Below are 25,514 nucleotides of genomic sequence, written 5' to 3' on the forward strand. Positions count from 1 at the left end.
CTTAACGCTTAATCAACACGCTATCCACTAACCCATAATTTTTTGCTTCTTCTGCAGACATAAAGTTATCGCGATCGGTATCTTGCTCAATACGCTCAATACTTTGCCCTGTATGAAAGGCTAAACGTTCATTTAAGGTGTGCTTGATTTTCAAAATTTCTTGCGCATGAATCTGAATATCCGACGCTTGACCACGGAATCCGCCCAACGGTTGGTGAATCATAATACGTGCATTCGGCAGTGCCGCACGTTTACCCGCCGTACCACCTGCCAATAAGAATGCTCCCATAGAGCATGCCTGTCCAATACAGAGCGTTCGTATATCCGGTTTGATAAATTGCATCGTATCGTAAATTGCCATACCTGCAGTGACTGAACCACCCGGAGAATTAATATAAATATTAATGTCTTTCGTCGGATCTTCTGATTCTAAAAAAAGTAGTTGTGCCACAATCAGGTTTGCCATACGGTCTTCGACTTCACCGCTTAGGAAAATCACACGTTCTTTTAATAGACGGGAATAAATATCGTAAGAACGTTCACCTCGTGAGGTTTGTTCTACGACCATAGGAATTACGCTCATTTTCGCTCCTACCTAAATCATATAAAAATCGGGCAGTATTTTACTCGATTTTCAGTTAAAACAAAAATGCGGTCGAAATTCACTATAAATAACGACCGCACTTTTTAATCAAAAATAATTATGCTTGTGGATTCATTACTTCATCAAATGAAGAAACTTTTTCCGTCACTTGTGCTTTGGCAAGAACCGCATCAACCGCTTGTTCTTCTAACACGACATTACGAATATTACTCATTAATTCTTCATTTTTGCTGTAATATTCAACGACTTCCGCCGGTTGCTCGTATGCTGAAGCAATATCTTCGATCATTGCTTTCGCACGTGCTTCATCCGCTTTCAATTCGTTTGATTTGATCACTTCTGAGAATAATAAACCGACTTGAACACGGCGTTTCGCCTCTGCTTCAAACAACTCACGCGGTAATTGTGCAGTTTGTTGGGCATTACCGCCAAAACGTTGTGCTGCTTGATTACGCAGTACATTGATTTCTTCTTCAACTGCAGAAGCCGGAACATCAATTGGGTTTTGTTCGATTAAACCGTTAATAACCTGTTGTTTAACACGAGAAACTAATGCATTTTTCAATTCACGAGCCATATTTTTACGGATTTCTGCACGCAAATCTTCAACGGTTTTGGTATTAGGACCGAATTTAGTCACAAATTCATCGGTTAATTCAGGTAATACCATGTTTTCAACTTTTTTCAAAGTAATTGCAAATTTTGCCGCTTTACCTTTCAAATTCTCTGCGTGGTACTCCGCAGGGAAAGTCACATCAATATCAAATTGCTCACCGGCTTTATGACCTACGATACCGTCTTCAAAACCCGGGATCATACGGCCTTGCCCCATAAATAAGACAAAATCAGAGGCTTTTCCGCCCTCAAATTCTTCGCCATCGATAGAGCCTACGAAGTCAATCGTGACACGATCGTCAGCTTTTGCGACATCTTGGCTCTCAGCCCAAGTCGCTTGTTGTTTACGCAACACATCAATCATTTTATCAATGTCTGCATCCGTAATTTCAACTGTTGGTTTTTCAACTTTGATATTTTCCAAACCTTGTAACTGCACTTCCGGATAGACTTCAAAAGTGGCGTTAAAGACTAAATCTTTGCCTTGTTCAAAGGTTTCGATTGCAAATGTCGGACGACCTGCAATGTTAATTTTTTCTGCGATCACCGCATCAAAAAAATGACGAGGTAATAAATCGTTTAATACATCTTGACGAATTGATGCGCCAAAACGTTGTTCAATAATGTGTGCAGGAACTTTACCTTTACGGAATCCGTCTACACGCACATTTTTTGCCGTACGTTTAAATTCTTCACGGGTTGCCTTTTCAACAGTTTCCGCAGGAACGGTGATAGCCACACGGCGCTCTAAACCTTGGGTTGTTTCAATATTTAATGACATTTGTAACCTCAATTAATGTTGCACTCGGTAAAACTCACACCGAACACGTTGTTAAAAATAATAATGAAAAAACTGCGGAATTATAACGAAATAAAATCAACCAGTCGATAGAAAGTCGATAAATCAAACAAAAAGTCACCCAATTTGATGAATTAATCAACAAAATCTAAATAAAAAAGTGCGGTTGAAAATGACCGCACTTTTAACTTCTTATAAACCTTTCGGTAAGCGAATTTTCTGTCCCGGGAAAATTTTATCCGCGTCTTTAATCACCTCTTTATTGGCTTCGACAATCGCGGTGTATTTTGCCCCGTTACCATAAGTTTTTTCTGCAATTTTCCAAAGCGTATCGCCTTTTTGAATCACATAGAAAGTATCGTCAGATGCTAAAGTTTCACCACTACTGATGGTAGCATCGCTGGTAACGGAAGTAATACCTTGAATGTTTCCCGCCATTAACACCGCTTTTTCCAAAGCCGCGGCAGTAGAAGCGACACCTTGAATATTTGCCACCCCATTTTCAACGGTCACAGAAAGATTTTCTACACCGGGATTATCTTCTGCGATGTGCTCAGTCACCGCTTTTGATGCTTCTTCCTCTTTAGAAAAAAGTTTTCTGCCGATATCGCCAACAAAATCAAATAAGCCCATTTTTACTCCTTTTCAGTTGTGAATTTCGCCCCCTACAATACTGAAAAATAATGAGGAAGTCCATAAAACACTGCGTAAATACTTGTAAATCTTTCAGTAAAAAGGCTTTAAAGCTGACCGCACTTTGGTAGAATGCACTCATTTTTAATCATAGATAAAGAGGCGACTATGCGTTGGCAAGGTAGAAGAGAGAGTTCAAATATTGAAGACAGACGGGGTTCCGGTGGTAATTTTGGCGGAGGAAAAGGCACCGGTATTTTAGGATTTATTATTTTATTGGTTGGAGCTTATTATGGCGTTGATTTATCCGGCTTGGTCGGTACGCCTGATTTTTCAGGTCAATCCTCTCAACGATTAGAAACCCACGAAGAACAACAACTTGCCGGGTTATCAAAAGTCGTGTTAGCAGATACCGAAACCGTGTGGGGAAATTACTTCAAACAAAGGGGGGCTCAATATCAAGAACCCGTAATGGTACTCTACAGCGGTGCAACCTCTACTGCCTGCGGCACAGGGCAATCGGCGATGGGGCCCTTCTACTGTCCGAATGATCACAAGGTTTACTTGGATTTATCCTTTTATAATGATATGAAAAATAAATTGGGCGCGGCCGGTGATTCAGCATTTGCCTATGTGATTGCTCACGAAGTGGGACATCATGTGCAAAACTTACTCGGCGTCTTAGGGCAAGTTCACCGCGCACAACAAAGTACCGATCGCAAAACGGCTAATCAACTTTCAGTAAAATTGGAACTACAAGCGGATTGTTTTGCCGGAGTTTGGGCAAGCCAAGCCGTGAAAAGCGGCTTATTTGAACGAGGAGATGAGGAAAAAGCCTTTAACGCGGCGGAAGCGGTTGGGGACGACCGCCTACAAAAACGCGGACAAGGCTATGTGGTACCGGATAGTTTCACCCATGGCACCTCTGCACAACGCCTAACGTGGTTTAGAAAAGGGCTACAAACGGGCAATCCGAGCCAGTGTGATACGTTCAATTAAAAAAAGAAAGGTCTAGCGTTTGCTAGACCTTTTTTTGCTTAAAAATGAATTAGAGAATAAAACGACTCAAATCTTCGTTTTCGACGACTTCACCTAGTGCATCCGCCACATAAGCCTCATCAATATTCACGGTTTGACCCGTCATATCACTCGCATTAAAGGATATTTTATCCATCAAACGTTCCATCACCGTATGTAAACGACGAGCGCCGATATTTTCAGTTTTCTCGTTCACACGAAACGCGGCTTCTGCAATTTTCTTCACTGCATCTGCCGTAAACGCAATATCCACCCCTTCCGTTGCCATTAAGGCTTTATATTGCTCGGTAAGAGACGCGTTAGGTTCCGTTAAAATACGCTCAAAATCAGCCGCACTTAATGCGGAAAGTTCAACACGAATCGGCAAACGACCCTGTAATTCCGGAATTAAATCGGAAGGACGAGCCACTTGGAAAGCACCGGAAGCGATAAATAAAATATGATCCGTTTTGACCATACCGTGTTTGGTACTTACCGTTGAACCTTCCACCAAAGGCAGTAAATCGCGTTGTACACCTTCACGTGAAACATCCGCCCCACTGTATTCGCCTTTTTTACAAATTTTATCAATCTCATCAATAAACACGATACCGTTTTGCTCTACCGCATCAATGGCTTTTTGTTTTAATTCTTCAGGATTAATCAATTTTGCCGCTTCATCATCAATCAACGTTTTTAACGCGTCTTTGATTTTCATTTTGCGTTTTTTGGTTTTTTCGCTACCAAGGTTTTGGAACATGGATTGCAACTGGTTAGTCATTTCTTCCATGCCCGGAGGTGCCATAATTTCCACGCCCATGGAAACACCGGCGGGCACATCAATTTCAATCTCTTTATCGTCTAACTGACCTTCACGTAATTTTTTACGGAATGCCTGACGCGTACTACCGTTACTATCGTGGTTTTCAACTTCACCCCACTGATTTTTTGCCGGTGGCAACAACGCATCAAGAATACGTTCTTCCGCTGCATCTTCCGCTTTAGCCCGATTTTTTGCAATTTCTTGTTGGCGAACCAATTTCATTGCGCTATCCGTTAAATCACGAATAATCGAATCGACTTCCTTTCCTACATAGCCTACTTCGGTAAATTTAGTAGCTTCTACTTTAATAAAAGGAGCATTGGCTAACTTTGCCAAACGACGAGCAATTTCGGTTTTACCCACACCGGTAGGCCCAATCATTAAAATATTTTTAGGGGTAACTTCATGGCGTAACGGTTCTTGCAGTTGCATACGACGCCAACGATTACGAAGTGCAATAGCGACCGCTCTTTTGGCATCTGCTTGTCCAATAATGTGTTGATCTAATTCAGAAACAATTTCTCGAGGAGTCATTTCAGACATAATATTTTCCTTAATTCGGTAATTCTTCAATAGTGAAATTGGTGTTGGTAAACACACAAATATCACCTGCAATTTTTAATGATTTTTCGACAATTTCACGAGCGGAAAGATCCGTATTTTCAACTAACGCACGAGCGGCAGATAAGGCATAATTACCGCCTGAACCAATCGCCAAAATTTGATCCTCTTCCGGTTGTACCACATCGCCGATTCCGGTGATAATCAGGCTTTCTTTTTCATCCGCCACAATCAACATTGCTTCTAATTTACGCAACGCCCGATCCGTTCGCCAATCTTTCGCCAATTCCACCGCACTTTTCAATAAATGCCCTTGGTGCATTTCCAACTTACGTTCAAATAATTCAAACAGCGTGAAAGCATCCGCCGTCCCGCCGGCAAAACCGGCTAACACCTTGCCGTTGTATAAACGGCGTACCTTGCGTGCATTGCCTTTCATCACGGTATTGCCTAAAGAAACTTGTCCGTCTCCTCCTACCACCACTTGCCCATTACGGCGCACACTGACGATTGTTGTCATTCTTTTGTCCTTTTTTGAAAAAACTTGCCCGTTATATGGCGACAGGATTTGGAAAATTCAAGGGTAGCGGGGCAATGAACAAAAAATACGATAAAAAAATGACCGCACTTTGCGCTTAACTGTGCCCCTCCCCCCAAATGTTTCCTTGTGGTAAAATTCGCAAAAATTTTGAGGCTCATTATGATAACTTGGATAACTCCCTCTTTCCTTACACTCCTTGGCATATCGCTTTTTATTTTAATTGTTCTCGGTTTTCTACTGGCTCGCCGTACGCGTGACGCTCAAGAGTTACAACAAGATTTAAATAAAACCAACCTTGATTTTAATCAACTTGCCGAACGCTTTGATTTGCTCAATCAACAAAAAAATCTTTTGCAACAGCAAACCGTTAAAGCCCAAACAGAAAGTGAAGGGCTACAAATTCGTTTGACCGAACGTGATGAAAAAATCGCCTATCTTTCTAAAGAATTAGATGAATCACAACTTCGTTATGAGCAAATCGCGACACAAATCACGGCATTAAAAGAACGTTTTGGCATAGCCTCCGCACAGGCTGAGAGTTTACAAAGCCAACTACAACAAAGTCAGAGCCACCTCTTGCGTAAAGAACAAGAGCAACAAAATTTAACAGAAAAATTGACCGCACTTTCACAAGAACTGACCGGTTTGAAAACCACCTTGGCGGAAAAAGAAAAGCATTTTGTCGAGCAACAACAAAATATTGAACAATCTAAACAACAACTTGGGATTGAATTTCAAAATCTTGCCAATCGTATTTTAGATGAAAAAAGCCGATCTTTTAATCAAACCAACCAAACCGCATTGGAAACGCTGCTTAAACCTTTTCGTGAACAAATTGAAGGTTTTCAAAAACGTGTCAATGAAATTCACTCGGAATCACTAAAAGGCAATGCCGGTTTAGAGGCAGAAATCAAGAAAGTGCTGGAAATCGGGCTAAGTATGTCGCAAGAAGCAAACAATCTGACTTCAGCTCTAAAAGGTGAAAAGAAAACCCTTGGCAATTGGGGCGAAGTGCAATTGGAACGGGCTTTACAACTCGCCGGCTTAGTTGAAAACGTCCATTACAGTGCGCAAGCCCATTTTAAAGATGAACAAGGCGGGCGTAATTATCCGGATTTTGTCCTAAATCTCCCTGATGACAAAAACATTATTATCGATAGCAAAATGTCCCTCATCGCCTATGAAAGTGCGGTCAATTCCGAGGATGATTTTGACCGTGAACGCCTGCTTCGAGAGCATATTAAAGCGCTGAAAAACCATATTGATGATCTGCACAAAAAAGATTACAGCAACTTAATTGGTATGCATAGCCCAAATTTTGTGTTGATGTTTATTGCGGTAGAACCGGCTTATATTGAAGCGTTAAAATTAGATCCAAGCCTGTTCAATTACGGTTATGAGAAAAATGTCATTATGGTATCGCACACAACCCTTATGCCTATTTTGCGTACTGTGGCAAACCTGTGGCGAATTGAACGCGGTAATGCCGAAGCAAAAGAAATCGCCGAAAAAGCCGGTGAGATTTATAACCAAATTTGTTTGGTTGCAGAGCGTCTCAATAAACTGGGGAACACGCTTTCTACCGTGAGTAATCAATATAACAGCACGGTAACGGCGTTGGTAGGACAGCAAGGCTTGGTTGGCAAAGTAGAACGCTTTAAAGATCTTTCCGCTAAAGCTAACAAAACTATGCCAAACGTAGAATTATTAAATAATGGCGTGGATTTGTCGCGCTTGGCGTTAATACCGCAAGAAAACAAAGAATAAACTTCTATTTGTTATTGATATTTTCTAAAAAACTGCTATTTTTCTGCGGTTTTTTATTCTGATATTTTAGGAAAGTTAAATGGAACAGCAAAAACCTCAAGATCCTTACGCCAAATACAATGCCCAATCCAGCACTATCAGCAAAATTATTTTTGCCAGCCGTTGGTTGCAACTACCGATTTATCTTGGTTTGGTCGCCGTACAAGGGATTTATGCCTACAAATTTATGAAATCACTTTGGCATTTACTCACTAACATCAATGAAATGGATTCCAACACCATTATGCTTGCCGTGTTGAATTTAATTGATGTAGTGATGATCGCCAACTTATTGGTTATGGTTACCATCGGGGGTTATGAAATTTTTGTCTCGAAATTAAGAACACGCAATCACCCTGATCAACCGGAATGGATGAGTCATGTGAATGCGACTGTATTGAAAGTCAAACTTTCGATGTCCATCATCACGATTTCTTCCATTCACATGTTGCAAACTTTCGTTAATGTCAGCAATTTGCCGGAAAAAACCATGATGTGGCAACTTTTCTTACATCTCGGATTCTTGGTTTCGGCCATTGCCTTAGCTTACACCGATAAAATTTTATACAGCACCAGTCACAAAAACCACTAGCAATAAACCGTATTTCTCCTGCAGAAACGCCAACCAAAAGTTGGCGTTTTTTTTAGTTTATATAAAATTATCTAAAATAATCTTGATACTGTATATTAATACAGTTATAATGCGCTAAATTTTGTTTAACGAGGAAAAATAAATGGCATCACAAGACGAAAAAAAGAAAGGAAAAACAACGGCTACAACACCTGCAACACAGGAAGAAAAACAAAAAGCCCTTGCAGCAGCATTGGGGCAAATTGAAAAACAATTCGGTAAAGGCTCCATTATGAAGTTAGGGGATAATCAAAAACTTGATGTGGAATCTATTTCTACCGGTTCTATCGGACTCGATGTTGCTTTAGGTATCGGTGGTTTACCTATGGGGCGTATCGTTGAAATCTTCGGCCCTGAATCTTCCGGTAAAACAACATTAACACTTTCAGTTATCGCTCAGGCACAAAAAGCGGGTAAAACCTGTGCATTTATTGATGCCGAGCATGCTTTAGATCCTATTTATGCCGCTAAATTAGGTGTTGATGTCAAAGAATTATTAGTTTCTCAGCCGGATAACGGCGAACAAGCTCTTGAAATTTGCGATGCTTTGGTACGTTCCGGAGCAGTTGATGTGATTATTGTTGACTCCGTAGCGGCATTAACGCCAAAAGCCGAAATTGAGGGCGATATGGGCGATTCCCATATGGGGTTACAAGCGCGTTTGATGTCGCAAGCCTTGCGTAAATTAACCGGACAAATTAAAAATGCAAATTGCTTGGTGATATTTATTAACCAAATTCGGATGAAAATCGGGGTATCTTTTGGGAATCCTGAAACCACAACCGGCGGTAATGCACTAAAATTTTATGCGTCGGTTCGCTTGGATATTCGCCGTATAGGGTCTGTGAAAGAGGGTGAAAATGTTATTGGTAATGACACTAGAGTTAAAGTGGTTAAAAATAAATTAGCGCCTCCGTTCCGCCAAGTCGAATTCCAAATTCTTTATGGAGAAGGTATTTCTAAAACCGGGGAATTAATAGAGCTTGGCGTTACACATAAATTAGTGAATAAATCCGGTGCTTGGTACTCTTACGACGGCGAGAAAATTGGTCAAGGTAAGATGAATGCAATGAAATGGTTACTGGATAATCCTGACAAAGCACAAGTATTAGAAAACAAATTACGTGCCGAATTGGTTGCAAATCCTGATCAGGGTTTAGTCGCCGATACTGAACAAACCGATGAAAAAGTCAGTTCGGAAGATGAATTTTAATTTATTTGCTATTTTAATGCTTAAAAGTGCGGTCAAAATTGACCGTACTTTTTTCTAAAGGAGTTGTTATGTCCTCTATTGCACTAGGTTATGTGGTTAATTTACTTGCCCGTCGTGAATATAGTGAGTTTGAACTACGCAATAAAATGCAAGAAAAAGCCTTTTCCGAATTAGAAATTGATGAAATTATTGCCCACTGCCAACAAAAAAATTGGCAAAATGACAAACGTTTTGCGGAAAATTATTTACACTACCGGAGCCAACGAGGCTATGGCGAAAATAGAATCAGACAGGAACTAAAACATTTAAAGGGGATATCATCATCAATTATTAATGAAGTATTAGCGGAATGTGATATAGATTGGTTTGAACTTGCTTTAACCGTTTTGCGTAAGAAATTCCCTAATTACAAAGAAAAGCATTCTCCAAAAGTAAAACAAAAAATTTGGAACTATATGCTTTCCCACGGTTTTTCCTCCGAACAATTTTCACACTTTGTTGGGAATGACTCGACATTTTTTGACTAATCGGCATTCATTTTGATATGAATCGTCCGTTTCTATACTTTTACTATAGGGAGTGCAACTTTAAAGCAACTTCCCTTGCCTAATTCACTTTTTATTTCTAATTCTGCATTGTATTTTGCCAACGCAAATTTGGTAATAGAAAGCCCAAGCCCCGTTCCACCGGTTTGACGTGAGCGGGCATTATCAACACGATAAAAACGTTCTGTTAATCGAGGAATATGTTCTGCCACAATACCTACACCGGTATCAGTCACAGAAAAAAACGCGTTATCCGCCTGTTTGCTAAGCTCAATTGTAATCGTGCCTTTTTCCGGCGTATATCGAACCGCATTGAAAGTCATATTACTTAATGCACTGTACAACTCAGGTTCCAATCCATAAAAATGAATATTCGGTTCAATTTTTACAATAAACTTATGCTTTTCTCGTGAAAAATTTTGTGTTGCCTCAACAACCTGATGAACCATTTTGGATAAATCAAAATGTTGAAATTCTCCGGCGGTGGACTGTCCGCGTTCTAAACGAGACAGCGTCAGTAAATCCGATAAAAGATTTAACATTCGCTGCCCTTCTTTTTGCATTAAACCTAAGAACTGTTGGCGTTGTTCAATCGCTAAATCGGGCATATCCGATAATGTTTCTATAAAACCGTTAATCACCGTAAGTGGTGTTCGTAACTCGTGCGAAACATTGGCAACAAAGGCAATTTGAGCATCATCTAATTGTTCTTCTTGAGTAATATCTTGTGTGATTAATAATTCGCTATTTTGATAGAAAGGTTGGCGGCTGATTCGCAAAATCCGCTTGAAATAATTTCCGTTAGGTAAACTAACTTTTAATGTAAGAGGCTCATTTTCCAGTTTCTTTTGTAGAAATTGTTGGAATTCAGGTAAACGGATGAGATTTTGCAGGATACCTTTGAGATCATTTTCATAGTTCAGATTAAGATGTTTGCAAGCAAGAGGGTTAAACCATTCAATACGACCTTCGGTTAAAATAACAATTCCACTGGGAATAGCCTCTATCACTTGATTAAAACGATCTAGAGAAGCGGAAAGTTCCTTTTTACGTTTTATACTGGCTTTCCGTAAAGATAAAATTTTCTCAAAAATATGTCCCCAGAGCCCAAAACCCTGTATCGGGTTTTCCTGATCGTTTAACCAACGAATTAAGCGGACTAAATAAAATAGCTGAATACTTATCCACCCCAGCAATACGACATTCAGCGAAATCCACATCATTTCCGTACCGGCAATTAAATAGCCCACTCCGGCAGTACAAAATAGAGTGAGGATTAATCTGAATAAGGTCGGAAAAAATAATTTCATTATTCTTCTTCCGCATTGAAACGATAACCGGAACCCCGTACGGTTTGTAATAAACAATCTAATCGACTTGGCTCAAGGGCTTGGCGTAAACGACGGATATGCACATCAATAGTTCTCTCTTCCATAAAAACGTGATCCCCCCAAACAAAATCGAGGAGCTGTGTGCGGCTGTATAGACGATTTGGGTGAGTCATAAAGAAGTGAAGTAATTTAAATTCGGTTGCCCCTAAATTTAACCTAATATTATTACCAATCACAATTTTATTAACCGGATCTAAACTTAATCCTTTAATATTGATCGGTTGCTCCGTTTTATGAGGATGGTGACGACGTAAAAATGCATTGACCCGCGCCACCAATTCTCTTGGAGAAAAAGGCTTGGTAACATAATCGTCGGCACCGATATTTAAACCTTTCTCCTTATCTAATTCATCACTACGCGCGGTTAATAAAATAATAGGTAAACTTTCCGTGCGCTTCATTGAACGCAATTCTTTGGTAAATTCAACACCAGAAACACCGGGCAGCATCCAGTCCAATAAAATAAGATGAGGGAGCTTATCATTAATGTGTTGCCTTGCTTGTAGTACAGTTTCCGCCGTTCGTACCTCAAAACCAGCTTGTTCTAAGATAAATTTAATTAATGTCATAATAGACTCTTCGTCTTCAACCACTAAAATATTTGCTTTTGGCATAGTCTACTCCCTGGATTTTTCTGAAAAGTGCGGTTAAATTTAGAGCCGTTTTAACCGAATTTACCTGTAATATAATCCTCGGTTTCTTTACGTTTCGGTTTCGTAAAGATCTGTTTGGTATCACCGATCTCGATAAGCTCGCCAAGATACATATAAGCCGTCATATCGGAGACCCGCGCTGCTTGCTGCATATTGTGGGTTACAATTGCAATAGTATAGTCATTCTTAAGTTCTGTAATCAACTCTTCAATATAAGCCGTTGATATAGGATCAAGAGCGGATGTCGGTTCGTCAAGTAATAACACTTCGGGCTGACAAGCTATGGCTCGAGCAATACATAAACGTTGTTGTTGTCCACCGGAAAGAGAATTACCGGATTGTTTCAATTTATCTTTCACCTCTGCCCACAATGCAGATTTTTTTAATGCCCATTCCACGCGATCATCCAAATCACTTTTGCTGAGTTTCTCGTATAGTTTTACACCAAAAGTCACATTGTCATAAATGGACATTGGGAAAGGGGTTGGTTTTTGGAAAACCATCCCGACTTTAGCCCGCAATAAGTTAACATCAACATCCGCATCAAGAATATTTTTGTTATCCAATAATAATTGACCTTCCGCTCGCATATTAGGATAAAGATCATACATCCGATTAAATATGCGCAACAAAGTGGACTTACCACAACCGGAAGGGCCGATAAAGGCGGTAACTTTTTTTTCTAAAATATCAACATTAATATTTTTTAGTGCGTGGAAATGACCATAGTAAAAATTTAAATTTTGGGTTGAGAGTTTTGTTTTCATCATTATTCCTTAGTGTTTCTTACGACCTAAAATTCTCGCCATTATATTAGTAATTAATACGGTAAACGCGATAAGTAGCGCCCCTGCCCAAGCAAGTGATTGCCAATCTTTGTAAGGGCTCATCGCAAATTGATAAATAACATTTGGCAAATTAGCAATAGGTTGATTCATATCCGAACTGAAAAACTGATTGTTTAATGCAGTAAATAACAATGGTGCGGTTTCACCGGAAATTCGGGCAAATGCAAGTAGAACACCGGTTAAAACGCCCGTTTTCGCTGCTTTCAGTGTCACCATTGAAACCATTTTCCATTTTGGCGTTCCTAACGCATAAGCTGCTTCCCGTAAGCCGTTCGGTACTAATTTCAACATATTTTCGGTGGTGCGAACGACAACCGGAATAACCAATAGCGATAGTGCTAAAGCGCCTGCCCAACCGGAAAAATGCCCTTGCTTGACAATAATAATGCCATAGATAAATAAACCGATAACAATTGATGGTGCTGACAATAAGATATCGTTCATAAATCGAGTCATACCGGCTATTTTGCTATGTCTGCCAAATTCCGCTAAATAAACACCGGTTAAAATGCCGATTGGTGTACCGATAAAAAGCCCGAATAAGGTGATGAGCAAACTCCCCCAAATAGCATTGCGTAAACCACCACCTGCATCAGGAGGCAGGGTATCAACCCGAAAAAGATGAAGACCTAACCCGTTTATACCGTTTGCCAAAAGTGTATAAAAAATCCAGCCAAGCCAAAATAAACCGAATCCCATCATTACCCAAGCTAGCATTAAATAGAAGCGGTTAAGCCACTGGCGGCGTACATATAACGAATGATTTATTGTGTTTTTCATCTAGCGTCCCTCTGATTTTACCGCTTTTAATAATAGTAATTTTGACAAGCACAGTACGGTAAATGTTATGACGAAAAGAATTAATCCGAGATAAAGTAAGGAGGACAAATGCATTGGATCAACGGCTTCCGCAAATTCATTTGCAAGTGCGGAAGTGATCGACACACCAGAGTTATTTAGACTCGCACTGATATTAAAGGTATTACCAATAACAAAGGTAACCGCCATCGTTTCACCTAAAGCACGCCCCAAGCCGAGAATCACGCCGCCTATTACCCCCACCTTAGTATAAGGCAGTACAATACGACGAATAACTTCCCAGCGGGTACAACCTAAACCATAGGCTGACTCTTTTAGCATTGTCGGCGTTACTTCAAATACATCGCGCATCACCGAGGCGATATAAGGAATTATCATAATCGCAAGGATTAAACCTGCCGCAAATAATCCTATTCCCATTGGAATACCATCAAATAACACACCGATTAACGGAATATCGCTAAAATGTTCAATCATAAACGGCTGAACCGTTTCGGAAAATATAGGGGCAAACACAAATAATCCCCACATCCCGTAGATGATTGAAGGAATACCGGCTAATAATTCTATTGCAATACTTAACGGACGGCGTAGTACCACAGGACAAAGTTCGGTAAGAAAAACCGCAATCCCGAAGCTAACCGGCACAGCAATAATCAGCGCAATAATAGAAGTCACTAATGTACCGTATATTGGCGCGAGTGCACCATATTTGCCTTGTACGGTATCCCATTCGTTTGAACTAAAAAATTCAAAACCAAATTGTTGCATTGCGGGATAAGCACCGATAATCAATGAGAGTAAAATGCCACTGAGTATCGCTAGTACAAACAAAGCAAAAAAACGGGTAGTATTAACAAATAAAGCATCAATAAGTGCTTGTTGTTTTAGTTTTTGGGAAAGTGTCATCATTTTTCCTTATCCCCTCCCGTTAAAGGGAGGGAATACATTTTTTATTTCAAATTAACTTTTTTCCATTCATCGCGCACAAGCTGTTTTACATTATCCGGTAAAGGAACATAATCCAATTTTTGCGCTTGCTCATTACCTTTTTTGTATGCCCAGTCAAAGAAATTCAAGACGGTTTCCGCTCTTTGCTTATCCGCTACATTTTTCGGTACTAAGATAAAGGTTGCCGCAGCGAGTGGCCAAGCTTGCGCAGCAGGCTGGTTAGTTAATACTAAACTGAATCCTTTCGATTTATTCCAATCAACATTTGCCGCCGCTGCAAAACTTTCTTGGGAAGGTAAAACAAAGTTACCCGCAGCATTCTTTAACTGAACGTGAGTCATTTTATTTTGTTTCGCATAAGCATACTCAACATAGCCGATGGAATTCTTAACACGCCCTACATAAATTGATACGCCCTCATTACCTTTTCCTGCCGCACCGCTTGCAGAAGTCGGCCATTTAACCGTATTCGCCGCACCGACCTTATCTTTCCAATCTGGTGAAACTTGGCTTAAATAGTGGGTAAAGATAAAACTCGTACCGGATCCGTCCGCACGAAACACAGTGGTGATTGCTTTATCAGGCAAATTTAACGAAGGATTTAATTGCTTAATTTTTTCATCATTCCAATGAGTCACTTTTCCTAAGTAAATATCGGCTAACAATTCACCGGTTAATTTTAACTCTCCGGGTTTTATTCCCTCTACGTTGATTACCGGTACAACACCGCCAATAACGGTTGGGAATTGGACAAGATTATTTTTTTCAAGATCATCTTCTTTCATTGGTGAATCCGACGCACCAAAATCAACAGTACCGGAGAGAATTTGTTTCACACCACCAGAAGAACCGATAGACTGATAATTTATTTGATTACCGGTTTCAGCCTTATAGTTCATTGCCCATTGCACATAAATCGGTTGAGGGAAAGAAGCCCCGGCTCCGGTTACCGTTGTTGCTTTTGCCGCTTGGCTGAAAGCAAAAACAGATAATAAAGCAAGAGTGACAGTACGTATTTTCATTATATTCTCCTTAAGTTTGGATGATTAAGTTAGTCACGCCGTTAATATAGTAAAGAAATATTTCATGAGTATGACAAACAAACATTTATTTACATCAAGTGGAATGCGCTTTGCCTGCATTTCAAAACAAAGAAAAAATCAACCGCACTTTTCACACTTATTTTAAGTTAGACTCAATTTCTGCCAGTCCTTTATGGCGAATATCAATACCACGCACCAAATACACAACATGTTCTGCGATATTTTTAGCATGATCGCCAATCCGCTCGACCGCTTTATTCATCATCATGACATCAATCCAAGTGCTGATATTTTGCGGTTGTTCAAAAATATTCGTGGTGAGTAAGCGCAATTGATTGCGATAATCCATATCTAATTTTTCATCTGATAAACGTAATTCGACCGCTGCATTCTCATCTAATCGGGCAAAAGCATCCAATGCACGACGAATCATTACAAATGACATTTCTAAAATGCGGTGGGTATCGTATAATCCGGAAGCCGAAATTTTGTTATTAATTAATAAATTATTTGTATAGAAGGCAATTTTTTTTAGCTCATCGCCAATACGTTCCAGATCAACAATAATTCTAGAAGTCGTTAAAACAAAACGTAAATCACCGGCAGCAGGTTGGCGTCGAGCAATAATTGTTTGGCAGTGATCATCAATTAATTCTTCCATTTCATTGATTTTCTTCTCACTTTCAATGACTTCCTGTAATCCTTGCGGATTAGCTTGGCTCAGAGTTTGCAGAATAATTTGAATTTGCTGCTCGACGATGCCGCCCATTTGCATAACTTCTGTGCGAACGCCTTCCAATTCTTGATTAAAATGTGACGATATATGCTGATTTTTCATGTTGATCCTTAAAAATAAATTAAATGTGTTCGAAGTATAAAAGAGAAATGTTTCAGGAATATGACAAACGGTAAGATGGTACTAAAAAGCAATCCCGAACGTTACAAAAAACGAAAATAGGGATTAATATTAAATATTTCTAAATGATATTGAATATCAATTAGATTTAAACTAGAATCGCACGCAATTTTATCGCCACAGGAGACAAATATGAATAATAGATCGAATTTATTATTAACAGGGCTAAAGATTAGTGCGGTTGCAGCAGCAATGAGTTCCGTTTCTGTCTATGCTTATGAACAAGGTAAAGGTGCAACGGCCGTTATTAATGCTGAAGAAAAAATTGAAAAAATTGATTCGATTACCAGCGATAGTACTGAAGAGCGAATTCAAGGGCGATTTAATCGTTCTGGTAATCCAGTACGGATCATTTGGTATGGAAATCCACAAGATGGAGATGGTCGTGTTGCTCAAACCGGGGCTCACAATCAAGGACACATTGTGGGCAAAGTGATAGCAAAAGGTAAAGATACGACAGAATCGGCAGATAGACGAAGCGCCATTTCAATTGATGGGGTAGCAAATGGTATTGATGCGCTTGGTTGGTCTGCACCAAGTAATGCGAACGATGTTGTATTTGTATTACAGAAAGTAGAAAACAATGGTGCTATTTCAGCAGAAGCCAACTTGAAAGGCGGGGCGGCAGAAACGAACGGTGATGTTCAATCTTATGGAAGTGGTAACGGTATTTCTGTAGTTGGACTCGCTGATTTTGGTAAGCATAATGTAGAAGTGGGTGCTGATGGCTTTGTAGATGGTTATAGTGGTGCAACCGGAGTATCCCGTCGTAACAGTGTCAGTCGCACCTCAACACGTTCAGTAAGTTCAACGACACAAAGCTCTCCGTTACTAGACAAAGTTGATTTTGAAGGGAAAACAGTTAATGTTAGCCTGCAAAATATTCTAAATAGCGGTCAAATAACGGGAAAAATTCATGCTGAAGGCGCTTCCGTTCCCCCTCATACTGCGAACTATAAACCTCAATTTTATTCTGTGACGGGGAGCTCATCCGGTAATGCTATTGCCATCTCTTCTTATGTCAATACCATTGATAGATACACTTACTCTGAAAACAAACAAAATTTTGCGAAATTGGGGGATATTACTAATAGTGGAAGTTTAGTTGGCGAAGCCAAACTATTAGGTGGACAAAATACGACCCATACTCGTACGACATCAAGTAATAGCGGAAACGGAATCTCTGCACTTGCTAAAACAGGGCGATTTGCGAAAAATCGAACTGAATCAGCAATAGGAAATATTCAGAATAGTGGGCAGATTAAAGGACAATTAACTCAGATTTCTGGTCATAACTCTCATTATCCGGGCGTTCATTTATATTCAAATGCGGATGCTCTCGGCAGTGGAAATGCGCTGTCTATTACAAGCGAAGCCATTAATGCACAAACTCGTTATCCTGCCAATTCAACTATCGGCAATATTACAAATAGTGGTAGTATGCGTGGCAACGCCTTAGTCAAGGCGGGTAATGGTACCGGTGAGATTATGGCGAATGCAATTGCTACGGGTAATGGTATTTCTGTTTTTGCCAGAGGAAATAGTGGAGAATTTGCAACGATTGGTCGTGTAGATAACCGAGGTATTATTTCCGGACAGATTGAAGTCAGTGGCGGCAAATCAAATGCAAGTAAAGAAGATAAAGCATTTATCCCTGATATTGTGTTGCAAACTTCATCAAATAAGCCCAGCACACCTCGGTTAAGCGAAGATCTTTGCCGTTGGTTAGCAAAAAATACGCCTGGTTGTGAGCCTGAAACCAATACATCAAATACTTCTACTGAAGTCACAAGATCTGATCTGTCTTCTAATTCAATTCAGAGTGTAGCCACCGCCCATTCAAGTGGTAACGGTATTACCGCTTGGACTTATAATGAGTCTAGCGAATATTCTCCACAAAAAGCACAACTAGGAGGGCTTATCAATGCAGGTTCGATCAGTGGTTATGCGAAAGTCTGGCACGGATTTTCTCAAGATGGCTATACTCGGGTGGATTATCGCAATAACGGCGCGGGTGTTGCATTAAATGCAAGTAGTAATGCAAATATTACCAATGCCGGAATAATTTCAGGTAATCATAGTGCTTTATTAGTTAGAGGCAAGGCGAATAGAGCTTATAGCTCAAGCAACCCAACCTATGAAACAGGTTTTAAAGGTAAAGTTGAGAACTATGGTATTTTAGCCGGGCGCTTAATTGCTGGTGGATACGAATTAGATCCGACATCTAACCAATCCTATCGCTATTTTGAGACATTAAATGCAAATAATGTGAAAAATACCGGTTTATACATTACGTTAGATAAAAATGAACAGGTTGAAAAAATCACTGTTGGTAATCATACTCTCAGTCCATTCACTTATAATGGCAAAACTTATCAAGTAGAAAATGCGCCATTGTCATCAAATAAAAAAGATAGCGAAAAGCTAACAACTTCGGAAAGCACTATCAATAATAAAATTATCAATGGTGTAGGGATGGAGAACGGCGCATTGTTTGCTAAACATACCACACACCTCACTGACTCTATTATTAATGGCTATAAAACAGCATTAAAAGTAGGAGAAAACGCCCAAGTCTATTTGAATAATACCATTTTAAATGCAAATGGTTTTAAGGTTAATCAATCAGAAAAACCGTTGGCGATTTTAGGGGATGCCGGTTCTAACCAAGTTGTATTAACCAATCAAACTCTTATTAATGGTGATATTGATCTTAAAGCAGGCAATGATGAGCTTACTATTGCGGATAACCAAGTGAAATTTAACGGACAGGCTATTGATTTAGGCAATGGCTTGGATAAATTGCATTTTGGTCAATCTAATAGGAAAAATTCTCAACCGATTAAAGTAGATTATGCTATCTACAATGCGGAAGATATGATTGTTAATCAGGATACGAATTTATTAGCGAATGCAAAAATTCGAGGCACAAATACTATTACTCTGAATAATGACTTACACTATCAAGTACTTGATGCTGAAACTCACGCATTGTTTGACCCTGAGCGTAATGAAAAAATAACCCTAAGTGGATTAGGCAAATTCATTGTAGATACCACCAAAGTGGCGAGTGAATATGAAATCAAATTTGGCGGTTTTCAGCTTGAACCTCAAAATATTCAGTTTGATACCAATAATGTGCTACAAAGTGCGGTCGTTAAAAATGGTAAATTACTGATTCAACCTAAAGTGGTAATGACTGCTGAAGAGGCTGAGAAACAAGCACAACAGCAGGCTCAGTTACAGGCTCAATTGCAGGAAGCAGAAAAGCAAAAAGATAAGCTTAAAAAATCACTTGAAAATGCGCAGGCACAACAGGATAAAACTAAGCAGGAATTATCTATAGCAGCAGCGAAAATCAATGAGGTAGAAACAAGCAAAGCAGCGTTAGAAAAGGATTTGCAAAACAACCCTAAGCTTGAGAAACCGGATACAACACTCAATACGCAGACTGAACAGCTAAGTAAACAACTGAGTGAGTTACAACAAAAAATTACTCAATTAAATCATAAAATAACCGGGTCGAAACAGGAAAATACCCCATTTAGTACGCCATTTGTCGAGGCCTATCAAAGTTATTTAATGAATTGGAAAAACGCAGGTGTTAATGCATTAGAAGCCTCATCACTCACAACTGATAAAACACCACAAGAAGCAGCAAAAGCGGTTAATCTCTATTTAGAGAACACAGTTAAGCATAATATTTATGGTGCTATGGCTTACCAGCTTGCTCAAATAAATCAAGATGAACGTAATGCACTTTTGTCGATGATGAAACCTTTAAAAGCACAGCAATGGTATGTTGCAGCCCAAGGGCTTTATTCTCGCCATCACTATCGAGATACAGCAGATGATGCAACAACAAAAGGGACAATGCTTGGCATACATTATGGAATGAATGATACTTTGACCTCAGGTATTTATCTTTCAACACATAAGCAAAAAATAATAGGTGGACAAAGCCTATTAAATGGTAAAGGGCTATCTTTTGGTGCCTATTTAACTCAAGCTATGGGTAATTTGCGCTTAACTGCAGGTATTAACCAGATCTCAACTAATATTAAAGGGACTCGTCATATTAGTAATGGATATAGTCACCATCAATTTGATGTCAATACCGACCTAAAAGCAACAAGCCTTTATACTCAAGCCAAATATATTTTCCCATTAAGTGAAAATTGGCAATTTGTACCAAGATTAGATGTCGCTTATCTCCGCTTAACACAAGATGTTATTAACGAAAGAGGTACAGCAGGGTTATATATTGATAAATACCAAACATCTCGTATTGAAAGCCGTATTGGGCAAGATATGATTGCCATTTTACCAATGGCAAGCGGTAAAGCCTCATTGAAAGCTTCAGCAGATTACACCCTTATTACGGGAGGAAAAGATTTACAAGGGGGATTCCAAAATGGAGGGAAATTTACTATTCGCTCAGAACCCAATAGTCATATTACCAGTGTTGGAGGGGGAATAGGCTATGAATGGAATAATGGTTTTTCAATTGATACAAATGCACGGAAAACGTTTAGCCGCTCAGGAAATGGTACTATTGCGGAACTAAAATTGGGCTACACCTTTTAAATAAACCTCATTTAATTTAAACTTCAATGAAAAATAAACCCACTATATAAAAAATAGTGGGTTTATTTATGCAATAAGTATAGAAAGAGCAAACCCAACCAGACAGCTCCCGTTTAAAATTGTGTGCCTATCAAATTAGGTTTGATCTTCTATAATTTTTAATTAAATCGTCGGTTGAGCATTTTCTACCTGAACAAAAAAGCCACTCCCATTCAGAATTACACTATAATCTGTTTGATATTTTTTACCAAAGGTTTCCACTAACGCATGACAACTCCGAATACCTTGCTGCGGATAATATTGCGTTTCATATGCTTGTTTAATTTGTTTTACCGTCATTTGTGTTCCCGTCACCTTACCTTGTTGCTTAAAAGCATCAGAAAGCACTTTAGCGACTTGGTTATCTTGGCATTTCGGTACGATAACGGCTTTCGTCGTTTGTTTAGGCGGTGTGTTTTTTAAGGTTTGCTCTTGGCTTTCCGCCTTCTCAATTTTCTTTATAGAAACGTTTTGTGAAGCTGTTTTTTTAACTTTCTTCACACCTTTCTGTTTATTCTTAGCCGCCCCTGATTTTATTGCTTTTTTACCGTTCGAAACTTGATTTTTAGTGGTCGTTTTACGCGCTTTGCTTGCCGATTTTTTCTGTATTGTTTTTTTCTTTATCTGTTTTTTCGTATGTATGTTTTTAGTTTGCTTAACCACCTGCTTCATCGTTGTATTTTTATTTTGTGATGCAACAACGGCATTACTACCAATAAAAAGCAACACGGTAAGTAAAATCTTAAATAATTTTTTCATCAATCTCTCCTTAAACAAAAAGTGCGGCTAAATTAACCGCACCTTGAATCAAATTAAAAAATTAAAGGTAGTAATGCTCTACATAGTTTAATTTATCGTCAAGTTTCAACACCAGCGGCTGACCGGTCGGAATTTCAAAATCCATAATTTCTTCATCGGAAATACCAATAATATGTTTTGCCAACGCACGAAGTGAGTTACCATGCGCCACCACTAAAACACGTTTGCCGGAAAGCATAGCCGGTGCAATTTGATCTTCCCAGAACGGAAGGGCGCGTTCTAAAGTCAATTTTAAGTTCTCTGCATTTGGCACAACATCCGATGGAAGATTCGCATAACGACGGTCATTATGTGCGGAGTTTGGATCTTGCGGATCTAAATCCGGCGGAGAAATATCGTAAGAACGACGCCAAATATGCACTTGTTCATCACCATATTGCTCTGCGGTTGCTTTTTTATCTAAGCCTTGTAACGCACCGTAGTGACGTTCGTTTAAACGCCAATTTTTCACTTGAGGAATCCACAATTGGTGTGATTCTTCCAACACAATATTACAAGTTTTAATGGCGCGGGTTAACACGGAAGTAAATGCGATATCAAATTCATAGCCTGCGTCTAACAATTTTTTACCCGCTGCTTTGGCTTCTTCCACACCTCGTTCAGTCAAATTAACATCACGCCAACCGGTGAATAAATTTTTTGCATTCCATTCACTAAAACCGTGACGAATGAATACTAATTCCATAGGGCTCTCCTAATATTTAAGTAAAAAAGAATGCGCACTTTATAGCAAAAAATCCCACTGTTTAAAAGCAAAAAGGCGGGATTTCCTGATCTGACGCAAAAAATTAAACCTAGCCATTTTAGCGCCATCAAAATAATGCTACTATCTGCGCTTTGTGGACAAAATAGCTTTCACTGATTTTTATTTCTAGAGTTTAATCTATGCAATATTGGCAACTGATGACAAAAACACTTTCAAAATCCACCGCACTTTTAGTTGCGTGTGGACTTATAGGATTTTCGTCAGCCAGTTATGGCAACAATCTCAACCAAATCCAACAACAAATTAAGCAACAAGAATCTAAACTTGCCAAACAAAAACGTGAGCAGGCAAAGCTTCAGTCCACCTTAAAAAGTCAAGAGAGCAAAATCAATGCGGTTGCCGGGGAATTACGTGAAACCGAATTAAGTTTAAAAGAAATCCGTAAGCAAATCTCAGAAGCCGATAAACAAATCAAACAACTAGAAAAACAAGAAAAAGAACAAAAAGCCAAACTCGCCAAGCAAATGGACGCCATTTACCGCTCGGGGTTAAATCCCTCCACTTTGGAAAGAATGCTGTCGGAAGATGCTAAGAAAGCGGCAAGAATGAAGGTTTATTACGAGCATTTAAACCAAGCCCGTATTGAGATGATTAGCAATCTTCAGGCGACACAGGCACAAATTGTTAAACAAAAAGAAGCGATCTTAGGGCAACAACAAACTCACCGGGATCAACTTGCCACGCAGAAAAAACAACAGCAAGAATTAGAAAAAATTCAGCGTGAACGGCAATCCACGTTGAATGAAATTAATCAAAATATTAATAAAGATCAGGATAGATTATCCAGTTTACGGGCGAACGAAACGGCGCTGAAACAAGAGATTCAACGTGCCGAACAAGCCGCTCGCCAGCAAGAACAGCGTGAGCGGGAAGCGCTGGCACAACGTAAACAAGCAGAGGAGAAACGAACCGCCAAACCTTATACTCCGACTGCGCAAGAACGTCAGTTGATTAACAGTACCAGTGGTTTAGGCGCAGCAAAGCGTCAGTATAATAAACCGGTAAACGGTTCGACACTTTATGCTTTTGGTTCCACTCAAGCCGGTGAGGTTCGTTGGAAAGGTATGGTCATTGCCGCCTCAAACGGTACGCCGGTTCGTGCCATTGCCAACGGTCGGGTCATTTTAGCCGGCCAGCTTACCGGTTATGGCTATATGGTTATCATCAAACACGGCGACAGCGATCTGAGTTTGTACGGTTTTAACCAAGCCGTTTTTGTCAAACCAAACCAACTTGTTTCAGCCGGTCAAACTATTGCACAGGTAGGCAATACCGGTGAAATTTCCCGCCCCGCATTATATTTCGGTATCAGTCGAAAAGGTGTACCGGTGAACCCCGCCGGATGGATTAAATAATGAATATAGCATTTAAAAGTGCGGTCAAAAATCTCGTCGTTTTTTCCACCGCACTTTTCTCCACATTTACAATCGCCCAAAGTAAACTTGCCATCGTCATTGACGACGTGGGCTACCACCCTAAAGAAGATGCGGCGATTTTTGCCATGCCGCGTGAAATTTCCGTGGCAATTATTCCTTCTGCGCCCTATGCCCAAGCCCGTAACCAAGAGGCAAAAAAACAAGGACGTGATATTCTCATTCATATGCCAATGCAACCTTTGAAGCAAACAAGAATTGAAGAAGGGGGATTGCATTTAGGTATGTCGGCAGAACAGGTAATAAAGCGCGTTCAACAGGCAAAAAATATTGTGACCCACGCAATCGGTATGAATAATCATATGGGCAGTGCCGCCACGGCTGACACGCCGCTAATGACACATTTAATGAATGCGCTTCGTACACAGCATTTATTCTTCTTGGATAGCCGCACGATTGGTCGCTCCGTTGCCGGCAAAATCGCCAGAGAGCAAGGGGTTCGTTCGTTAGACCGCCATATTTTCTTAGATGACAGCAATGAGTTTTCTGATGTGCAGCGCCAATTTCAAGCTGCCGTTCAATATGCAAGAAAGCATGGTACGGCAATCGCTATCGGACATCCACGTAAAAACACCGTTGCGGTATTGCAGCAAAATTTGCGTCATTTACCCTCAGATATTCAGCTTGTCGGTATGGGAAGTTTATGGCGAAACGAACGTATCGTACCGCCAAAACCGTTTATTTTACTGTTTAGCGATGTCCCCGCCCCGACTTCAATAGCGCCTTACGAGCCGATCCCACTATTGCGAGGTGTACCGAAATAAAAAAGTGCGGTCAGAAATAAAGTATTTTTCTGACCGCACTTTTTAATAATGTGTTGTTAGCGTCCGTTGTATTCAAAATATAATACGGTAGCCGCGACGCGGGAATGTACGTTTAATTTACGCAATAAATTACGAATATGTACTTTTACCGTTTCTTCGGAAATAAATAACTGCCCTGCAATTTGTTTGTTTGATAATCCGGTGGCAATTAAGCGTAAAACGCCCATTTCACGATCGGTGAGTAAATCCATTGGGTCACGACGATGCTCACGTTCAATCAATAAATCTTTGATTGAGTTACTTAAAATGACCTCGCCTTTTGCAATACGTTTGATTTCTTCAAGTAAGGTTTCCGGCTCTGTATCTTTTAATAAATAGCCGTCCGCGCCTGCATCAATTAAGGCAAAAATATCATTTTTAGCATCTGATACCGTCAAAATAACGATACGTGCATCCACCCCTTCAGCACGTAAACCTTTCAGTGTATCCAACCCTGAAAGTCCTTTCATATTAAGATCTAAAATAATTAAATCCGGCGATGTCTGTAAGGCAACAGAAATGCCTTCCGTACCACTCCCAACATCAGCGACGACTTCGAAATTTTCTTCTAATTCAATTAGTTGTTTGATACCTCGACGCATTAACGGATGATCGTCGATGAGTAAAACTTTTAACTTTTCTTGCATTTCCCCCCCAT

Annotated in this window: 23 protein-coding genes; 8 read left to right on the forward strand and 15 right to left on the reverse strand. The window is 39.8% G+C overall.

Translation table 11 applies throughout. The features are described 5' to 3' along the window. Position 1 precedes the first annotated feature (1 nt). The 3 genes from clpP to lysM form a co-directional block, all read right to left on the reverse strand. Positions 2 to 583, reverse strand: coding sequence for an ATP-dependent Clp endopeptidase proteolytic subunit ClpP (clpP, locus tag PNEUHYL_RS04045; RefSeq protein WP_059365977.1), 582 nt, complete (start codon positions 581 to 583; stop codon positions 2 to 4). 118 nt (positions 584 to 701) lie between these two features. After that, positions 702 to 2,000, reverse strand: a complete 1,299-nt coding sequence (gene tig / locus PNEUHYL_RS04050) for a trigger factor (protein WP_059365978.1) — start codon at positions 1,998 to 2,000, stop codon at positions 702 to 704. A 210-nt stretch (positions 2,001 to 2,210) separates the two neighbouring features. Further along, positions 2,211 to 2,651 carry a peptidoglycan-binding protein LysM gene (gene lysM, locus PNEUHYL_RS04055; protein WP_059365979.1) on the reverse strand — a complete coding sequence of 147 codons (441 nt, stop codon included), beginning with the start codon at positions 2,649 to 2,651 and terminating at the stop codon, positions 2,211 to 2,213. A gap of 168 nt (positions 2,652 to 2,819) precedes the next feature. On the opposite strand from lysM, the gene ypfJ reads away from it, so the two are divergent. Further along, entirely contained in the window at positions 2,820 to 3,650 is an 831-nt protein-coding gene (gene ypfJ / locus PNEUHYL_RS04060) for a KPN_02809 family neutral zinc metallopeptidase (RefSeq protein WP_059365980.1), read from the forward strand. 49 nt (positions 3,651 to 3,699) lie between these two features. Here ypfJ and hslU read toward each other — a convergent pair whose 3' ends face one another. Together hslU and hslV are read right to left on the reverse strand one after the other, a co-directional pair. After that, on the reverse strand, positions 3,700 to 5,034 hold the full coding sequence (gene hslU, locus PNEUHYL_RS04065) for an HslU--HslV peptidase ATPase subunit (RefSeq protein ID WP_059365981.1): 1,335 nt from the start codon (positions 5,032 to 5,034) through the stop codon (positions 3,700 to 3,702). A 10-nt stretch (positions 5,035 to 5,044) separates the two neighbouring features. Further along, complete coding sequence (gene hslV / locus PNEUHYL_RS04070; protein ID WP_059365982.1) at positions 5,045 to 5,572, reverse strand: ATP-dependent protease subunit HslV; 528 nt, start codon at positions 5,570 to 5,572, stop codon at positions 5,045 to 5,047. 180 nt (positions 5,573 to 5,752) lie between these two features. Here hslV and PNEUHYL_RS04080 point away from each other — a divergent pair, with 180 nt between their 5' ends. The 4 genes from PNEUHYL_RS04080 (at position 5,753) to recX (ending at position 9,770) form a co-directional block, all read left to right on the forward strand. Beyond that, complete coding sequence (locus tag PNEUHYL_RS04080; RefSeq protein ID WP_059365984.1) at positions 5,753 to 7,360, forward strand: DNA recombination protein RmuC; 1,608 nt, start codon at positions 5,753 to 5,755, stop codon at positions 7,358 to 7,360. Positions 7,361 to 7,439: 79 nt separating this feature from the next. Continuing rightward, positions 7,440 to 7,991, forward strand: coding sequence for a TIGR00645 family protein (locus PNEUHYL_RS04085; protein ID WP_059365985.1), 552 nt, complete (start codon positions 7,440 to 7,442; stop codon positions 7,989 to 7,991). A gap of 142 nt (positions 7,992 to 8,133) precedes the next feature. After that, on the forward strand, positions 8,134 to 9,243 hold the full coding sequence (recA, locus tag PNEUHYL_RS04090; protein ID WP_059365986.1) for a recombinase RecA: 1,110 nt from the start codon (positions 8,134 to 8,136) through the stop codon (positions 9,241 to 9,243). A 68-nt stretch (positions 9,244 to 9,311) separates the two neighbouring features. Further along, positions 9,312 to 9,770 (forward strand): recombination regulator RecX, encoded by a 459-nt coding sequence (recX, locus tag PNEUHYL_RS04095; protein ID WP_059365987.1) that lies wholly within the window; start codon positions 9,312 to 9,314, stop codon positions 9,768 to 9,770. A gap of 32 nt (positions 9,771 to 9,802) precedes the next feature. Here the strand turns inward: recX and phoR are convergent, their stop codons facing one another. The 7 genes from phoR to phoU form a co-directional block, all read right to left on the reverse strand. Beyond that, the gene (gene phoR / locus PNEUHYL_RS04100; protein ID WP_059365988.1) at positions 9,803 to 11,098 is read right to left on the reverse strand and encodes a phosphate regulon sensor histidine kinase PhoR; all 1,296 of its coding nucleotides are present in this window, start codon (positions 11,096 to 11,098) and stop codon (positions 9,803 to 9,805) included. After that, the gene (phoB, locus tag PNEUHYL_RS04105) at positions 11,098 to 11,793 is read right to left on the reverse strand and encodes a phosphate regulon transcriptional regulator PhoB (protein ID WP_059365989.1); all 696 of its coding nucleotides are present in this window, start codon (positions 11,791 to 11,793) and stop codon (positions 11,098 to 11,100) included. Before phoB ends, phoR begins: the two co-directional genes overlap by 1 nt. Before the next feature lie 50 nt (positions 11,794 to 11,843). Beyond that, entirely contained in the window at positions 11,844 to 12,602 is a 759-nt protein-coding gene (pstB, locus tag PNEUHYL_RS04110) for a phosphate ABC transporter ATP-binding protein PstB (protein ID WP_059365990.1), read from the reverse strand. A 6-nt stretch (positions 12,603 to 12,608) separates the two neighbouring features. Then, complete coding sequence (pstA, locus tag PNEUHYL_RS04115; RefSeq protein ID WP_059365991.1) at positions 12,609 to 13,460, reverse strand: phosphate ABC transporter permease PstA; 852 nt, start codon at positions 13,458 to 13,460, stop codon at positions 12,609 to 12,611. Then, the gene (pstC, locus tag PNEUHYL_RS04120; protein WP_110890438.1) at positions 13,461 to 14,408 is read right to left on the reverse strand and encodes a phosphate ABC transporter permease subunit PstC; all 948 of its coding nucleotides are present in this window, start codon (positions 14,406 to 14,408) and stop codon (positions 13,461 to 13,463) included. 44 nt (positions 14,409 to 14,452) lie between these two features. Next, positions 14,453 to 15,472 (reverse strand): phosphate ABC transporter substrate-binding protein PstS, encoded by a 1,020-nt coding sequence (gene pstS, locus PNEUHYL_RS04125; protein WP_059365993.1) that lies wholly within the window; start codon positions 15,470 to 15,472, stop codon positions 14,453 to 14,455. A gap of 157 nt (positions 15,473 to 15,629) precedes the next feature. After that, positions 15,630 to 16,331, reverse strand: coding sequence for a phosphate signaling complex protein PhoU (gene phoU, locus PNEUHYL_RS04130; protein WP_059365994.1), 702 nt, complete (start codon positions 16,329 to 16,331; stop codon positions 15,630 to 15,632). 210 nt (positions 16,332 to 16,541) lie between these two features. Between phoU and PNEUHYL_RS04135 the strand changes: the two genes are divergently transcribed. Beyond that, on the forward strand, positions 16,542 to 20,996 hold the full coding sequence (locus PNEUHYL_RS04135) for an autotransporter outer membrane beta-barrel domain-containing protein (RefSeq protein WP_059365995.1): 4,455 nt from the start codon (positions 16,542 to 16,544) through the stop codon (positions 20,994 to 20,996). A gap of 162 nt (positions 20,997 to 21,158) precedes the next feature. Here the strand turns inward: PNEUHYL_RS04135 and PNEUHYL_RS04140 are convergent, their stop codons facing one another. Next, entirely contained in the window at positions 21,159 to 21,794 is a 636-nt protein-coding gene (locus PNEUHYL_RS04140; RefSeq protein WP_059365996.1) for a hypothetical protein, read from the reverse strand. 61 nt (positions 21,795 to 21,855) lie between these two features. Then, positions 21,856 to 22,539: a 2,3-diphosphoglycerate-dependent phosphoglycerate mutase gene (locus tag PNEUHYL_RS04145; protein ID WP_018356893.1), complete on the reverse strand. Its 684-nt coding sequence runs from the start codon at positions 22,537 to 22,539 to the stop codon at positions 21,856 to 21,858. Between the two features lie 218 nt (positions 22,540 to 22,757). Between PNEUHYL_RS04145 and envC the strand changes: the two genes are divergently transcribed. Together envC and PNEUHYL_RS04155 are read left to right on the forward strand one after the other, a co-directional pair. Continuing rightward, positions 22,758 to 23,975 (forward strand): murein hydrolase activator EnvC, encoded by a 1,218-nt coding sequence (gene envC, locus PNEUHYL_RS04150; protein WP_418066649.1) that lies wholly within the window; start codon positions 22,758 to 22,760, stop codon positions 23,973 to 23,975. Then, positions 23,975 to 24,817 (forward strand): divergent polysaccharide deacetylase family protein, encoded by an 843-nt coding sequence (locus tag PNEUHYL_RS04155; protein WP_059365998.1) that lies wholly within the window; start codon positions 23,975 to 23,977, stop codon positions 24,815 to 24,817. Before envC ends, PNEUHYL_RS04155 begins: the two co-directional genes overlap by 1 nt. 56 nt (positions 24,818 to 24,873) lie before the next feature. Here the strand turns inward: PNEUHYL_RS04155 and PNEUHYL_RS04160 are convergent, their stop codons facing one another. Continuing rightward, positions 24,874 to 25,503, reverse strand: coding sequence for a response regulator (locus tag PNEUHYL_RS04160; RefSeq protein ID WP_059368813.1), 630 nt, complete (start codon positions 25,501 to 25,503; stop codon positions 24,874 to 24,876). Positions 25,504 to 25,514 lie beyond the last annotated feature (11 nt).

It is taken from the genome of Rodentibacter caecimuris, assembly GCF_001019715.1.
In the GTDB taxonomy this organism is placed as follows: Bacteria; Pseudomonadota; Gammaproteobacteria; order Enterobacterales; family Pasteurellaceae; genus Rodentibacter; species Rodentibacter caecimuris.

What these genes read in the sequence shown, in the direction of transcription:
- pstS (WP_059365993.1), bottom strand. Translation starts at nt 15,472, where the DNA reads ATGAAAATACGTACTGTCACTCTTGCTTTATTATCTGTTTTTGCTTTC.
- hslV (WP_059365982.1), bottom strand. Translation starts at nt 5,572, where the DNA reads ATGACAACAATCGTCAGTGTGCGCCGTAATGGGCAAGTGGTGGTAGGA.
- envC (WP_418066649.1), top strand. Translation starts at nt 22,758, where the DNA reads ATGACAAAAACACTTTCAAAATCCACCGCACTTTTAGTTGCGTGTGGA.
- lysM (WP_059365979.1), bottom strand. Translation starts at nt 2,651, where the DNA reads ATGGGCTTATTTGATTTTGTTGGCGATATCGGCAGAAAACTTTTTTCT.
- phoU (WP_059365994.1), bottom strand. Translation starts at nt 16,331, where the DNA reads ATGAAAAATCAGCATATATCGTCACATTTTAATCAAGAATTGGAAGGC.
- clpP (WP_059365977.1), bottom strand. Translation starts at nt 583, where the DNA reads ATGAGCGTAATTCCTATGGTCGTAGAACAAACCTCACGAGGTGAACGT.
- PNEUHYL_RS04145 (WP_018356893.1), bottom strand. Translation starts at nt 22,539, where the DNA reads ATGGAATTAGTATTCATTCGTCACGGTTTTAGTGAATGGAATGCAAAA.
- ypfJ (WP_059365980.1), top strand. Translation starts at nt 2,820, where the DNA reads ATGCGTTGGCAAGGTAGAAGAGAGAGTTCAAATATTGAAGACAGACGG.
- PNEUHYL_RS04135 (WP_059365995.1), top strand. Translation starts at nt 16,542, where the DNA reads ATGAATAATAGATCGAATTTATTATTAACAGGGCTAAAGATTAGTGCG.
- PNEUHYL_RS04155 (WP_059365998.1), top strand. Translation starts at nt 23,975, where the DNA reads ATGAATATAGCATTTAAAAGTGCGGTCAAAAATCTCGTCGTTTTTTCC.
- PNEUHYL_RS04080 (WP_059365984.1), top strand. Translation starts at nt 5,753, where the DNA reads ATGATAACTTGGATAACTCCCTCTTTCCTTACACTCCTTGGCATATCG.
- pstB (WP_059365990.1), bottom strand. Translation starts at nt 12,602, where the DNA reads ATGATGAAAACAAAACTCTCAACCCAAAATTTAAATTTTTACTATGGT.
- pstA (WP_059365991.1), bottom strand. Translation starts at nt 13,460, where the DNA reads ATGAAAAACACAATAAATCATTCGTTATATGTACGCCGCCAGTGGCTT.
- recX (WP_059365987.1), top strand. Translation starts at nt 9,312, where the DNA reads ATGTCCTCTATTGCACTAGGTTATGTGGTTAATTTACTTGCCCGTCGT.
- PNEUHYL_RS04160 (WP_059368813.1), bottom strand. Translation starts at nt 25,503, where the DNA reads ATGCAAGAAAAGTTAAAAGTTTTACTCATCGACGATCATCCGTTAATG.
- phoR (WP_059365988.1), bottom strand. Translation starts at nt 11,098, where the DNA reads ATGAAATTATTTTTTCCGACCTTATTCAGATTAATCCTCACTCTATTT.
- tig (WP_059365978.1), bottom strand. Translation starts at nt 2,000, where the DNA reads ATGTCATTAAATATTGAAACAACCCAAGGTTTAGAGCGCCGTGTGGCT.
- phoB (WP_059365989.1), bottom strand. Translation starts at nt 11,793, where the DNA reads ATGCCAAAAGCAAATATTTTAGTGGTTGAAGACGAAGAGTCTATTATG.
- PNEUHYL_RS04140 (WP_059365996.1), bottom strand. Translation starts at nt 21,794, where the DNA reads ATGAAAAAATTATTTAAGATTTTACTTACCGTGTTGCTTTTTATTGGT.
- recA (WP_059365986.1), top strand. Translation starts at nt 8,134, where the DNA reads ATGGCATCACAAGACGAAAAAAAGAAAGGAAAAACAACGGCTACAACA.
- hslU (WP_059365981.1), bottom strand. Translation starts at nt 5,034, where the DNA reads ATGTCTGAAATGACTCCTCGAGAAATTGTTTCTGAATTAGATCAACAC.
- PNEUHYL_RS04085 (WP_059365985.1), top strand. Translation starts at nt 7,440, where the DNA reads ATGGAACAGCAAAAACCTCAAGATCCTTACGCCAAATACAATGCCCAA.
- pstC (WP_110890438.1), bottom strand. Translation starts at nt 14,408, where the DNA reads ATGACACTTTCCCAAAAACTAAAACAACAAGCACTTATTGATGCTTTA.